10 protein-coding genes and 2 tRNA genes are annotated in these 13,919 nt (G+C 45.1%); all 12 read right to left on the bottom strand.

Annotated elements, in window-relative coordinates:
- Positions 1-9: 9 nt before the first annotated feature.
- The 12 genes from BMW45_RS22320 to BMW45_RS22265 all read right to left on the bottom strand — a co-directional run bounded on the left by BMW45_RS22320 (position 10) and on the right by BMW45_RS22265 (position 13,919).
- Positions 10-555 carry a flavodoxin domain-containing protein gene (locus tag BMW45_RS22320; RefSeq protein ID WP_025232856.1) on the bottom strand — a complete coding sequence of 182 codons (546 nt, stop codon included), beginning with the start codon at positions 553-555 and terminating at the stop codon, positions 10-12.
- A gap of 147 nt (positions 556-702) precedes the next feature.
- Positions 703-774: transfer RNA gene (locus BMW45_RS22315), tRNA-Glu, on the bottom strand.
- A gap of 26 nt (positions 775-800) precedes the next feature.
- Positions 801-874, bottom strand: a tRNA-Pro gene (locus BMW45_RS22310).
- 154 nt (positions 875-1,028) lie between these two features.
- Positions 1,029-5,588: a PolC-type DNA polymerase III gene (locus BMW45_RS22305; RefSeq protein ID WP_092249134.1), complete on the bottom strand. Its 4,560-nt coding sequence runs from the start codon at positions 5,586-5,588 to the stop codon at positions 1,029-1,031.
- Between the two features lie 8 nt (positions 5,589-5,596).
- Positions 5,597-6,652 (bottom strand): flavodoxin-dependent (E)-4-hydroxy-3-methylbut-2-enyl-diphosphate synthase, encoded by a 1,056-nt coding sequence (ispG, locus tag BMW45_RS22300; protein WP_092249131.1) that lies wholly within the window; start codon positions 6,650-6,652, stop codon positions 5,597-5,599.
- A gap of 135 nt (positions 6,653-6,787) precedes the next feature.
- Positions 6,788-7,846, bottom strand: a complete 1,059-nt coding sequence (gene rseP / locus BMW45_RS22295; RefSeq protein ID WP_025232853.1) for an RIP metalloprotease RseP — start codon at positions 7,844-7,846, stop codon at positions 6,788-6,790.
- 1 nt (position 7,847) lies between these two features.
- Positions 7,848-8,990 (bottom strand): 1-deoxy-D-xylulose-5-phosphate reductoisomerase, encoded by a 1,143-nt coding sequence (locus BMW45_RS22290; protein WP_092249128.1) that lies wholly within the window; start codon positions 8,988-8,990, stop codon positions 7,848-7,850.
- Between the two features lie 58 nt (positions 8,991-9,048).
- Positions 9,049-9,849 carry a phosphatidate cytidylyltransferase gene (locus BMW45_RS22285; protein WP_025232851.1) on the bottom strand — a complete coding sequence of 267 codons (801 nt, stop codon included), beginning with the start codon at positions 9,847-9,849 and terminating at the stop codon, positions 9,049-9,051.
- Between the two features lie 19 nt (positions 9,850-9,868).
- The gene (locus tag BMW45_RS22280; RefSeq protein WP_092249125.1) at positions 9,869-10,591 is read right to left on the bottom strand and encodes an isoprenyl transferase; all 723 of its coding nucleotides are present in this window, start codon (positions 10,589-10,591) and stop codon (positions 9,869-9,871) included.
- A gap of 195 nt (positions 10,592-10,786) precedes the next feature.
- Positions 10,787-11,341, bottom strand: coding sequence for a ribosome recycling factor (frr, locus tag BMW45_RS22275; RefSeq protein ID WP_092249122.1), 555 nt, complete (start codon positions 11,339-11,341; stop codon positions 10,787-10,789).
- Between the two features lie 14 nt (positions 11,342-11,355).
- Positions 11,356-12,057 (bottom strand): UMP kinase, encoded by a 702-nt coding sequence (gene pyrH / locus BMW45_RS22270; RefSeq protein WP_025232848.1) that lies wholly within the window; start codon positions 12,055-12,057, stop codon positions 11,356-11,358.
- A 161-nt stretch (positions 12,058-12,218) separates the two neighbouring features.
- A complete protein-coding gene (locus tag BMW45_RS22265; protein ID WP_092249119.1) occupies positions 12,219-13,919 on the bottom strand; it encodes a peptide ABC transporter substrate-binding protein in 1,701 nt (566 codons plus the stop codon).

Here is a 13,919-nt window from a genome sequence, read left to right as displayed (position 1 = left end):
CCGTAATGCTTATAAACTCCGTATATAATTTATAAGTGGCAATATCGTTTCTTTATTTATAAAATCAACTTTTTTTCCGTAGCTTGCCAGCATCTCTTTGTCTTCGTTAGTCAAAGAATTCTGGTCCTTTTTTGCGGTCATCTTGCAGACAAGAGCCATCATTGACCGATGTATGGGACTGAGTTTGGAATAATCCATGGCCCCGCGTAAATGGAATACTTTGATCTTATCCTTCATTTCTTCGGTAAGATCCTTATACAGGCTCTTTTTAATATGATCCGTGTTGACTGTATCGGAAGGATCAGCCAGTCCGCAAGTGAAAATTACCAGATTCTTGTTGGAGAACTTGGAGAAGTTCTTTGTTAATATCTTAAGCCCATTGACGCCCCCCGCATAAAGACCGCCGCCTAAAATGATGGTATCATACGGTTCCAGATCACTCGCCTTTATATCTTTACCTTCAAACAGATCACAGGATAATTCCTCGGCGATCCATTCCGCATATTTTCTGGTCGCTCCATATTTTGATTGATATACTACTGCAATCTTCTTCATAACAGGCTCCTCCTATATTCTTTATCTATGACAAACCTATGTATTCCCAATCGTTTTATACATCAATCAAAAAATAACAGCGCTCCTATTTTAAAACTGTCCCACTTAACGCAAAAAACCCCAGGCTGCTCCTGAAGGTTTTTAGTATGACCTATCCGAGAATCGAACTCGGGTTTCCGCCGTGAGAGGGCGGCGTCTTGACCGCTTGACCAATAGGCCATTTACAGCATATTATTGATACAGAATCGAGGCGACAAGATTCGAACTTGCGACCTCTGCGTCCCGAACGCAGCGCTCTACCAAACTGAGCCACGCCTCGATTACGTTAGGTAGTATAATACATATTCCAGCGGATGTCAACCTTATTTTCAAAATTTTTTTATTATTTTAAAATTCTGGAAAAATTTCAATAAATTTCTGTTACTACCTTGTCCGGAAAAGTCCGGGCCTTAGGGGGAATCTTATTCCCCCTGTTAACCCAGGTCAAACAAGGACAGCTGATTGGATTCCGGGAGTTCAAAAAGAAGTCCTAAGTCTCCCATCAGATCACAGACGGTCTTGCTGACCTTTGTCCTGTTTCTGAAATCTTCCCTTGACAGGAAAGTTCCATCCTTCACCGAATCCACGACGGCATCAGCCGCTTTTTCTCCCAATCCGTCAATACTGCTTAAGGACGGCATCAATTTGCCGTCAAAGATCTGGAAATGCCTTGCCTTTGCCCGGTAAATATCGATGGGCATAAAGTCATACCCTCTGGCATACATCTCCTGTACGATTCTCATATCCCTTAGGGTGTCCTGCTCTTTTTTGGAAAGAGTGTCGATCCGCTTCCTATAGTCGGCCAGATAATACTCCAGCTTATCCCGTCCCTGGCACATCATCTCATAGCTGAAGCCGTTGGCACGAATACTAAAGAAGGAGGCATAATAAGCCAGAGGATAAAACACCTTGCAATAGGCAATACGCCATGCCATCATAACATAGGCGGCCGCATGGGCCTTAGGGAACATGTACTTAATCTTTTTACAGGACCAGATATACCAGTCCGGAACTCCGTGGGCGGTCATCTCCTCCTCCCACTCCTTCTTTAACCCTTTTCCCTTTCGGACGCTCTCCATAATGGAAAAGGACAGTCCCTCTTCGATTCCCATTGATATTAAATAAACCATGATATCGTCACGGGTACAGATTGCCGTCTGAATGGTAGCTTTTCCCTCCTGAATCAGGGCCTGGGCATTGCCCAGCCATACATCCGTACCATGGGCAAGACCGGCAATACGTACCAGGTCAGAGAAATACTTGGGCTGCGTGTCAATTAACATCTGCATGGCAAAGTCCGTACCAAACTCCGGAACCCCGAGGGCTCCGAGCTTACATCCTCCGATATCCTCCGGCGTGATTTTTAAGGCTGAGGTGTCCTGAAACAGCGACATGACCTCCTTGCTGTCCAGGGGAATATCCTTTACCGGATCAAACCCAATTAAATCCTGAAGCATACGGATCATAGTAGGATCATCGTGCCCCAGAATATCAAGCTTCAGTAAGTTGTGGTCAATGGAATGGTAGTCAAAATGGGTGGTTACCGTCATGGTGGTCATATCATTGGCAGGACGCTGAACCGGAGTAAAGGAATAGATCTCCTCTCCATGAGGAAGTACAATAATTCCACCCGGATGCTGTCCAGTGGTTCTCCTGACTCCAACACAGCCTTGCACGATCCGGCTGATCTCGCAATTGCGCTTTCTCACCCCATGCTCTTCATAATAATTTTTTACATAACCAAAGGCAGTCTTATCTGCCAGGGTACCAATAGTCCCTGCCCGGAACGTCTGGCCCTTGCCGAAAATAACCTCTGTATAGTCATGAGCCTTACTTTGATACTCACCGGAGAAGTTTAAGTCAATATCCGGCTCCTTGTCTCCCTTAAAGCCCAGGAAGGTTTCAAATGGAATATCAAATCCGTCTTTTGCCAGCGGACGTCCACACACTGGGCAAACCTTATCCGGCATATCACATCCCGCCATACCGGAGAACTGTTTTACTTCTTCTGAATCAAAATCATAATAATGACAGGATGCACAATAATAATGTGGGCTTAAGGAGTTTACCTCCGTAATTCCTGACAGATAAGCGACAAAGGATGAACCGACAGAGCCTCGGGAACCAACCAGATACCCATCCTCATTGGATTTCCAAACCAGTTTCTGAGCGATGATATACATAACCGCAAACCCATTGGATATGATGGAATGAAGCTCTCTCTCCAGACGCTCCGTAACAATTGTCGGAAGGGTTTCTCCATAGATGGCATAAGCCCTGTCATAACAGATCTTTCTTAAATCTTCATCGGAATTCTCAATGACGGGAGCACACTTATCCGGGCGTACCGGAGAAATCTTCTCGCACATATCTGCAATTTTTCTTGTATTTTTAATGACTACCTCTTCCGCCTTATTTGGCCCCAGGTATTTAAATTCCTTCAGCATTTCCTCAGTGGTACGCAAGTACAAAGGCGCCTGATCGTCGGAATCCTTAAAGCCCTGGCCTGTCATAATGATCCTTCGGTAAACCTCATCCTCAGGATCCAGAAAGTGAACATCACAAGTGGCGCAAACCGGTTTTCCAAACTGCTCACCCAGGCTTACGATCCTTTTGTTGATGTCGATTAAATCCTGTTCCGACTTTATTGAACTTTTCTCATCTCGAAGCATAAATGCATTATTTCCCAAAGGCTGTATTTCCAAATAGTCATAATAGTGAACCAGCTTTGCAACCTCTGCGTCGGAAACTCCCCGAAGGAGGGCCTGATACAATTCCCCTGCCTCACAGGCGGAGCCTATTATCAGTCCTTCCCGGTATTTATTAAGAACACTTTTGGGAATCCTGGGCCTTCTTGCATAGTAATTAATGTGGGAATAAGAGATCAAACGGTAAAGATTTACCCTCCCCACATCGTTGGCAGCCAATATGATCACATGATAGGTAGGAAGCTTTTTAATCATATCCGCCGTCATGGCGCTTAGACCATTAAGCTCGTCGAGAGTTTCCACGCCCCGTTCCCGGATCATTTTCACAAATGCCACGAATATTTCAGCTGTACAACCTGCATCGTCTACCGCTCTGTGATGGTTCTCCAGAGAAATATTAAGCGCCTTTGCAACTGTATCCAGCTTATAACGGTTAAGTTTCGGAAGGAGAAGCCTTGCAAGCGCCACCGTGTCAATGACTGTAGGATCAAAGGCCAGGTTAAGCCTGGATGCATTATAGGCGATAAAGCCCACATCAAAGGATGCATTATGAGCTACCAGGACGGAATCCCCGCAAAACTCAAGAAACTGCGGCAGTATTTCATCGATTTTGGGGTAAGGAAGAACCATATTGTCATTGATGCCTGTAAGCTGCTCGATCTCAAAAGGAATGGGCACGTCCGGATTCACAAAGGTGCTGAATTTATCCGTAATGATCCCATTAATTACCTTTACCGCTCCGATTTCGATGATCCGGTTCCTGGAAGAACTGAACCCAGTTGTCTCGATATCAAATACTACATAGGAGTCCGACAGGCCCTGGTTTCTGGATTTTTCCACAAGCTGCTTTAAATCATCTACCAGATACCCTTCCACGCCATAGATCAGTTTAAAGGAATCTCCCTTATCCAGAGCATGATTTGCATCCGGGAACGCCTGGACACATCCGTGATCGGTTATGGCAATCGCAGGCATTCCCCATCTCTTTGCCCGTTTTACGATATCCTTGACCTCTGATACGCCATCCATATCGCTCATCTTTGTATGGCAATGGAGCTCCACCCGCTTTTCAAGGCTGTTATCCACCCGCTTACCGGTAAAATCCTCGGATTTCTTGATTCCAACCACTGATCCGAGAGTCAGCTCACCGTCAAATTTATCAATGGTGGTAACGCCCTTGATGCGTATAAAGCTTCCCTGCACCACTGCAGCTTTTAAATCGTCAATCTGCTCTTCCCTGGCAAACATTTTCACCGTGATCGTATCTGTAAAATCCGTCACATCGAAGATCATAATGGTCTTCTGGCTCCTCAGCTCTCTGCTGTCCACAGTTAAAATCTTGCCTCTGATGGCAACTTCCCCGATCTCACCATCAATCTTTTCAATTTCTATGATTTCCTCGTCAAAGTCACGGCCGTATAATACATCCGGGTTATCTGAACGGCGTCCGTAGGAGCCGCCGCCCTTTTTATAATCCTTCCACTCCTTTTTCCCGGAATTTAAATCTCCGGTCTTAGCAGCTTCCTTCTTCCCTCCCATACGCAGTGCAGGCGCAGGAGCCTGGGAAGCCTGGCCTGCAGGAGCGAAAGCCGTATATTCTGCAGTCATAGCATCCAAAGAAATGCCATCTGCCATGGATGGACCGCCATCTCCCCCGCCGGACCCGGCACCATACTCTATCCGGTCTTCATCATTCTGTATCGCAAAGGAGGTACGGCTTACAATTTCCGCTACCTCCCGCTGCATCTGAAGCTCTTTTTGCTTTGCCAGCTCATTTTCCTTGGGTTCCACATATTCGTACTGGACTTCTACCGGCATGTTGCACCGTTCATGGAAAATCTTTTCCAGAACTCGTTTTAAGTCTCCGGCCTTTTCATGGGTAACTATGGTATCCTCCACCGTCATCTTAAGAAGATCCGGTTCAGGAAACTGGAATTCCGCCTTTCGGAACATGTTGTATTCAATAATGCTGTAATTTTTAAGTTCCATTAAAAGACTGTCCTTATAGGCCTTTAACAGCTTCTGTGGCGTGTACTGGCCCGATAAACGGAACCGTTCGATAATCTTTATGGTAATCCGCTTCGAGGGAAACAGCTGGTCCTTGATCCCCTTTTCCAGCCCGTAAATATTTTGTTTATGTATGAGCCTCGGGCTCATAAGGTAAATACGAATAGAGCTTCTATCCCTGCCTAAAGTGACCTTCTCCACTTCCACCAGATTTAAAAGCTCCCGTAATTCCTCTGTAATATGTAAACTTGGAAATACCTCCAAAAATCTTTTTGACATTCTATCACCTATTGCATCTTCATAAGCTCTTCCTTTAGGGCCTGAAGCAGTTCATCTTCCGGAACCTTACGGATAATCTCTCCTTTTTTCATCAAGAGGCCTTCTCCGATTCCTCCCGCAATTCCAAGATCCGCTTCCCTGGCTTCTCCAGGTCCATTTACCACGCAGCCCATAACAGCTACCTTAATATCCAGATGGTCGAATTCTGAAACCAGTTTTTCCACCTGGTTTGCCAAAGAGATCAGATCGATCCTGGTCCTTCCGCAGGTCGGGCAGGATACCACTTCTACACCGCCCTTTCTTAAACCAAGTGTCTTTAAAATCAGCTTTGCGGTCTTCACTTCCTCAACCGGGTCTCCTGTTAAAGATACACGGATGGTATCTCCGATTCCTTCATGAAGAATGATTCCCAGACCTACCGAGGATTTGATTGTCCCGGAGACATAAGTGCCTGCTTCGGTTATTCCCACATGTAGAGGATAATCAGACTGCCTGGCAATCAGTTCATGGGCTTTGACGCACATGAGCACATTGGAGGATTTAATGCTGATGACAAGATTTTCATATCCCAGTTCCTCAATCATCCGTACTTTTTGAAGTGCGCTTTCCACAATACCTTCTGCAGTCACCCCGCCGTATTTCTCTATCAGATTCTTTTCAAGGGAACCGCTGTTTACACCTACCCGGATGGGAATATCATACTCTCTGGCCTTTTCCACAACCGCCCGGACCCGGTCGGCCGATCCGATATTCCCTGGGTTAATCCGGATCTTATCCGCTCCGGATTCTATGGAAGCGATGGCCAGCCGGTAATCAAAATGAATATCCGCTACCAGTGGAATGGAGATCTGCTTCTTTATCTGCTTTAAGGCAGCCGCCGCTTCCATGTCCGGCACCGCAACCCGGATGATATCGCAGCCAGCCTCTGTCAGGGCTTTAATCTGACTTACTGTCGCATCCACATCCTGTGTTTTTGTATTGCACATAGACTGGATCAGGACCGGATTTCCTCCGCCGATTACCCTGTCTCCGATGCGGATTACTCTTGTTTTCTCTCTGCTCATACGTTCCTCCATTCTGCATATACCTCAAAACCGGAAGCAACCCACTGCGCGAGTTCCATCCGGTTATTGCGGCAGAAGTCAAGGGAACATGCATGCATATTCCTTTGACCCGCCGCCTGAGTAATTATGGTTTTCTCACGTAAACCTGCTGATATCATTAAACACCACAAAAATCATGAGGGCCATAAGGGCGGCCATGCTGATTAAATTAACCAGGCCCTCCTTCTCCGGATCCATACGCTTGCCTCTGATGGCTTCAATAATCAGAAACAATAGCCTCCCTCCATCAAGGGCAGGGATCGGAAGAAGATTCATAACGCCTAAGTTTGCGCTCAGAAGGATACACATGCTGATTACATTCATAAGTGCCGCTACAACACTGACCGTAAGTCCAGCCTTAACAGAATCATCAATCATAACTACAATGCCTACAGGGCCGCTTAAATCATTGACACTTGCCTTGCCGGTAAAGAGCATGCCAAGGCTTTTTACTGTCAGCTTTACATCGTATTCCATTTCCATGTAACCGTATTTAACCAGCTCGCCAATAGAGGCAGCCTTTTTATTCTCAGGAGCAATGATAATACCAATCAGATATTTCCCGCTTTCCTTTGAATACTGTGGATTAACAGAAACAGAATGAATGCTTTCAGTTCCGGTCGTTGGATCCATTCTGGAATATTCCACAAGATTCATCTTCTCTTCAGGCTTTAAAAGCTTATAAAGAATATAATCCCGATACATGGATACACTCTCCCCATTGATCCGGAGCAGCTTATCTCCAGGCTGGATCCCTGCCTCATAAGCAGGCGAATTTTCTGTTACTTCCTTTATATAGGTCGTATCATATCCGTTCATCCCTACCAGAAGTACAGCCAGGAAAAAAGCTAAAATAAAATTAAAGATAGGACCGGCTGCAATTACTGACATTCTGGCCGGAATCGATTTATTCTGGAACGCCCGCTCATCGGGATTTTCCTCATCTTCTCCCAGCATCATACAGGAACCGCCCAAGGGCAGCGCCTTTATGGAATAAATAGTCTCACCTTTCTTAAAACGGACCAATCTTGGTCCCATGCCGATTGAAAACTCAATCACCGCGATTCCGTTCATTTTTGCGAATAAAAAATGCCCTAATTCATGAATTAATACGATCAGCCCAAAAACCAGAATCGCTACGATAACGCTGGACAATTTACCACCTGCTTTCTATATATTCATAAGCTGCAGCCTCTGCTTCAAGAATTTCCTCTACTGTTGGATTCTCTTTTACAGTATGCCCGTTCATAGCTCCCTCTATCATATCAGTTATGGTTGGATATGAAATTTCTCTGTTCAAAAATTTGGCAACTGCCCGTTCATTGGCAGCATTGAATACTGTTGGAAGTGTTCCGCCTTCTTTCCCGGCAATATATGCCAATTTTAAACCAGGAAAATTTACCATATCCGGTTTTTCAAAAGTTATTTGATTAATGGTCCAGAAATCCAGACGATCTCCGGGAAGATATCTCCTCTCCGGATAGAAAAGTGCATACTGGATCGGAAGCTTCATATCCGGCGTTCCAAGCTGGGCCATGACTGCTCCATCCTCAAACTCCACCATGGAATGAATCACGCTCTTAGGCTGGATTACCACTTCTACCTGGTCCATTTCTACTCCAAAAAGCCATTTTGCTTCCATCACTTCAAGGCCTTTATTGACCATAGTGGAGGAATCTATGGTAATTTTCCTGCCCATAGACCAGTTGGGATGATTTAACGCATCCTCCACCTGGACTGACTCCATCTCTTTTCTGGTTTTTCCACGGAAAGGACCACCGGACGCTGTCAAAAGGATCTTATGTATGGCTTTTTTATCTTCTCCGTTTAAGCACTGATAAATGGCGCTGTGCTCGCTGTCCACAGGGAGAATCTTCACTCCCCGTTCCTTTGCTAAAGGCATAATGATGTGCCCGGCAGTTACAAGGGTTTCCTTGTTGGCAAGAGCAATGTCCTTTCCAGCCTCAATAGCTGCGATGGTAGGACGGATTCCAATCATACCAACGATGGCAGTGACCACAATTTCTGCAGAGCTTTCTGTGGCAGCTTCCATAAGGCCTTCCATTCCGGAAACAATGCGGACCGGCAAATCCTTTACCGATGCCGCCAGCTCCCTGGCCTTATCTTCACTCCATACACATGCGATCTTTGGATGAAATTTTCTTATTTGCTCCTCTAACAGGCGGATGTTACTGCCTGCCGCCAAGGCGGTCACTTCTATATCTTTTTGATTTTCAGCCACCTCCAGAGTTTGTTTCCCGACGGATCCCGTTGAACCCAGGATTGCTATTTTCCTCATCTTATGCTGCTAACTCCTTTTCTTTTCCAATTTACCAATTTTTAAGCCAAATAATCTTTTAACGTAAAAATGTTACTGCAAAATAAATGGCAGGTGCCGTAAAGAGCATGCTGTCAAAACGGTCCAGAATTCCCCCATGGCCCGGAATCAATTTTCCATAATCCTTTACCTGATGATTGCGTTTGATAGCAGATGCTGCCAGATCCCCAACCTGGGAGATTACCGCTCCAATGGCACAAGCCAGTCCACAGGCTGCCTGGGGATTGCGGATCTCTGTCATGGATCCTCCAAAAAGAGTTGCATAAAGAATACCCAGAAGAGCTGCGCCGGCCACTCCGCCGATTGCCCCTTCTATAGACTTTTTAGGACTGAGTACAGGAGCCAGCCTGTGCTTTCCTATAAGCATACCCACGCAATAAGCACAGGTATCACACCCCCATGAACTTAAAAATACCAGCCACACCAGATATTTCCCGTCTGCCATGGCACGGACCTGATAAAGATAAGACAACATGACTGTAACATAAAAAACTCCAAAAAAAGCCACCGTCACCTCTTCCATCTGATACCTTGGAAAGGCAAATACATAAATACTCATAAGGATCATCAAAAATGCAATGAACATGAGCATCATAAACTGCTCTCCATGAAACCACAGCAGCCCATAATAGGACAGGGCCGTTAAATATCCCATAAATCCCAACGGGTTTTTCTGTATCTTCATCACGCGATACAACTCAAACAAACCAATCATAGATATGGAAAGGGTTGTTGCAAAAAGCAATACTCCCCCGCTTCCAACTGTAAAAAGAGCTATGATAACGAGAATGACTCCGCTTATCAGTCTGGTTGTAAACATGGTGTTTCCTCCCTCCGAATCACTTCACTCCCCCAAATCTTCGTTCCCTACTATTGTACGCTGCAATTGCCTTTTTCATTTCTTCCATATTAAAATCAGGCCAAAGGCAATCCGTAACATAGAGTTCCGTATAGGCCAGCTGCCACAGCAGATAATTGGAAAGCCGCAACTCACCGCTGGTACGTATAAGAAGATCCGGGTCCGGAAGTCCTTCTGTATCCAGATAAGAAGAAAAAACTTCTTCCGTCATATCCTCCGGCAAAAGCTTTCCTTCTGCCGAATCCTTCATGAGTTTCCTGGTAGCACGAACAATCTCATCACGGCCGCCGTAATTAACAGCAATGATAAAGGTAAGACCTGTATTATCTTTCGTCTCTTCCACCAGTTTACCGATTCCCTCTATAATATCCTTGTCAAACCGATCCCTATCACCGATCATCTTTACACGCACATTATTGGCTTTGGCGATCTTCAAAAGCCTGACCATATAATAGCGGAAAAGCTGCATTAAGGCTCCAACTTCATCTGAAGTACGTTTCCAGTTTTCCGTTGAAAAACCATAAACTGTCAGATACTTAATTCCAAGCCTTGCTGCATCCTCTACCGTTCTTTCTACGGTCACGCATCCTTCCTTGTGGCCCACGCTTCTTGGAAGCCCACGCTTTTTTGCCCATCTGCCATTGCCATCCAATATAATAGCAACATGCTCCGGAATCACCATATTCTCATTCCTTTTGTCCATATAATGCCGCTCCTTTTAAAACAGAATAAAGAGTCTGCAAAGCAGACTCTTGCGCCGGAGCGCGGTTTCTTTAGCAACCATACTTCCTTAGCGCAGAGTGCGCATCCTAACGGAGCGCTGTTTTATAAACCTGGGAATTCCAATTCCAGATATATAAAACAGGACAGGCAAAATGCCTGCCCTTATTCAAGATTTTTATACTGTAAGAAGATCCTTTGACTTTTCTTCAATCATTTTGTCTACCTGGGCGATCATCTTGTCTGTCAGCTTCTGAATCTTGTCTTCAGCCTCTGCCTGCTCATCTTCAGAAATTTCCTCTGACTTTAACTGCTTTTTAAATAAGTCATTGGCATCACGGCGGATGTTACGGATAGCGACCTTGGAAGCCTCTCCTTTTTTCTTAACATCTTTAACCAGATCTTTTCTGCGTTCCTCAGTAAGCTCCGGAAATACAAGGCGGATTACATTGCCGTCATTGGTGGGGTTGATTCCCAGTTCAGAAGTGAGAATTGCCTTTTCAATTGCCTTTAACAGGCCCTTCTCCCATGGCTGGATCACAATCATACGGGCTTCCGGAATAGAAATGTTGCCGACCTGCTGGATAGGAGTCGGTGTACCATAATAATCCACTCTTATTTTATCCAGCACATGCGGGTTGGCACGTCCTGCGCGGATGGTCATATAGTCATTCTCCAGCGCTTTTAATGTCTTGTTCATCTTGTCTTCGTAAACCTGTAAACTCTCCTGCATATCGTCCTCCTGGTTTATGCGGTAACTATGGTACCGTTTATTTTTCCCTGCATTGCATTAGCAATGCCATCTTTTTCATTTAAGCTAAATACCGCAAGGGGCATTTTATTTTCCATACACATAATGGAAGCCGTTAAATCAATGACACCAAGCTGCTTCTCGATGACCTCCTGAATGGAAATCTCCTCATATTTAACAGCATTGGGATTTGTCTTCGGATCACTGTCATATACGCCGTCAATGGATTTTGCCAGTAAAATATAATCTGCCTCCATTTCAATGGCGCGAAGCGCAATGCCTGTATCGGTTGAAAAATAAGGATGGCCTGTTCCCCCGGCAAAAAATACAACTTTACCCTCATCAAAATACCGGTTAGCTCTGTCCTTGGAAAAAAGTTCTGTCATGGAACCACACTCAAACGGGGTCAGTATCTGTGTACTCATCCCGGCATTACGGAAAATCTCTGAAACATAAATGCAGTTCATTATTGTAGCAAGCATGCCAATCTGATCCGCCTTAGGGCGGTCAATGGCATCGCTGGTTCTGCCTCTCCAGAAGTTACCTCCGCCAATAACAATGCCTACTTCGACACCTGCATCCACGGATATTTTAACCTGCCGCGCGACCTCTTTAACAGTCGCTTCGTCAAAGCCCGTCTTATTCGCACCAGCAAGAGCTTCGCCACTGAGCTTTAATAATACACGTCTTGGATTCATAGCCTTAACTCTCCTGTACTTTTGTATTGTCTTAGGAGATTATAACATACTTTCCTAGGGTTGGAAAGAGGAAGTTTGCAGGCAGGGAATAAAGACCCGGCAAAAGCAAAGCACCCGGAAAATAATTCCCGGATGCTTTCTAAAAATTCAGATAATCCTTACTATTCCATGGTAGCATACTGGAAGAACCAGTATCCATATGGTGAATACCATGTACCCTTTAACTTAGGATCCTGTAACCATGGCTGGCTGTAATAAGCAACCGGAGCTATAGCGGAATCCTCTAAAATCATGTTCTCTGCTTCGTGCAACAATGCATAGTGCTTTGCAACATCAGAAGTGGAGTTTGCTTCATCAAGCTTCTTATCAACTTCAGGGTTATTGTACTTACCATCGTTATTACCGCTGGTGGACTTAAATAAGTTCAGCATATTGGATGGGTCGTCATAGTCTAATAACCAGCCGTTACGTGCGATCTGGAAATCTCCTGCACGACGGGTAGGTGTAAAGGTAGACCATTCAACGATCTTAATGTCCATATTAACTCCCAGTGCTTCCTTCCAGCAGCTCTGTAAATACTCAGCTAATGGTTTATGGAACAACTGGTCATTCGTCATGTATTCAATGGTTGGAAATCCCTGACCATCTGGATATCCGGCTTTTGCAAGAAGTTCTTTTGCCTTAGCAATATCAGCTTCATGATCAGCAACATTAAAGAAATCGCCGCCATTATTTTTACGAGTCACATCTTCAAAGGAAGAACCATTTTCAGCATCAGAGATGCCAGGTCCAACGAAATTTGTTGACGGAGCATAAATTCCCTGCATAACAGTATTGGCAACATAATCACGGTCAATGGCAAGGCTCAACGCTTTACGCACATCCGGGTTATTAAAAGGTTCCTTCTGGGTCTGGAAGCTTATATAATATGTACCCATGGTGGATCCTATCTGGAAATCATCGGTAGTTCTAAGGGTTGGAATTTCTTCCGTAGGAAGGGTTTTAATCATGGATACTTCACCAGCCTGGTATGCGCTGTAAGCTGCATTGGCATCTTCCATCAGGACGAATTTTAAGGTATTTAAAGTAACTTTGCTTGCATTCCAGTAATTTTCATTCTTACCAAAGGTAATATGAGAACCTGGTACCCATTCAACCATCTTTAAAGGACCATTGCTCACATAGGTCTCCGGCTTTAAGGTCCACTGGTCACCATTTGCCTCAATCGTAGCCTTCTGTACAGGAACCATGGATGCATGAGTGATCAGCTTTGAGAAATATACACAGGGAACAGACAGCTCAACCACAAAGGTTTTATCATCAGGTGCGGAAACAGCCAGAGCATCCAGATTGCCTGATGCTGCGTCTTCATATCCCTTTACATAGCCAAGCATATCTCCTGCATACGGAGCTGCCGTATTAGGATCAGCAAGTCTCTTCCATGAATATACAAAATCCTCGGCTGTCAGCGGTGTGCCATCGCTCCACTTTAAGCCATCACGAAGATGGAAGGTATAGGTAAGGCCATCCTCAGATACATCAAAAGATTCAGCCTGACCGCCCACAATCTTGTTCTCTGGATCAACGATCATCAGAGGTTCATACGCATGAACAATAATATTAGCACCATCTGCAGCGCTGTTCAGTGCCGGATCAATGGTCTCGGGATTTGGACCAACCTGCACTGCAAGATCAAGTGCTGTAGAAGTCCCATCCGCGGGTGCTGCAGTTTCGCCGTTAGCTGCCGCAGTTGTGTTTGTGTCAGAACCTGCTTTCGTGCCAGCGGTATTATTTCCGCCGCAAGCGGAAAGAATCATACCGGAGGTCATAACAGCAGCCAACACAAGTGACATTTTTTTCAT

This window comes from Lacrimispora sphenoides, assembly GCF_900105215.1.
Taxonomy (GTDB): Bacteria; Bacillota; Clostridia; order Lachnospirales; family Lachnospiraceae; genus Lacrimispora; species Lacrimispora sphenoides_A.
The sequence above is the reverse complement of the archived record's forward strand: the minus strand, read 5'-3'. Positions and strand labels throughout refer to the sequence as shown.

What these genes read in the sequence shown, in the direction of transcription:
- BMW45_RS22290 (WP_092249128.1), bottom strand. Translation starts at nt 8,990, where the DNA reads ATGAGGAAAATAGCAATCCTGGGTTCAACGGGATCCGTCGGGAAACAA.
- BMW45_RS22305 (WP_092249134.1), bottom strand. Translation starts at nt 5,588, where the DNA reads ATGTCAAAAAGATTTTTGGAGGTATTTCCAAGTTTACATATTACAGAG.
- BMW45_RS22280 (WP_092249125.1), bottom strand. Translation starts at nt 10,591, where the DNA reads ATGGACAAAAGGAATGAGAATATGGTGATTCCGGAGCATGTTGCTATT.
- pyrH (WP_025232848.1), bottom strand. Translation starts at nt 12,057, where the DNA reads ATGAATCCAAGACGTGTATTATTAAAGCTCAGTGGCGAAGCTCTTGCT.
- frr (WP_092249122.1), bottom strand. Translation starts at nt 11,341, where the DNA reads ATGCAGGAGAGTTTACAGGTTTACGAAGACAAGATGAACAAGACATTA.
- BMW45_RS22320 (WP_025232856.1), bottom strand. Translation starts at nt 555, where the DNA reads ATGAAGAAGATTGCAGTAGTATATCAATCAAAATATGGAGCGACCAGA.
- ispG (WP_092249131.1), bottom strand. Translation starts at nt 6,652, where the DNA reads ATGAGCAGAGAGAAAACAAGAGTAATCCGCATCGGAGACAGGGTAATC.
- BMW45_RS22265 (WP_092249119.1), bottom strand. Translation starts at nt 13,919, where the DNA reads ATGAAAAAAATGTCACTTGTGTTGGCTGCTGTTATGACCTCCGGTATG.
- BMW45_RS22285 (WP_025232851.1), bottom strand. Translation starts at nt 9,849, where the DNA reads ATGTTTACAACCAGACTGATAAGCGGAGTCATTCTCGTTATCATAGCT.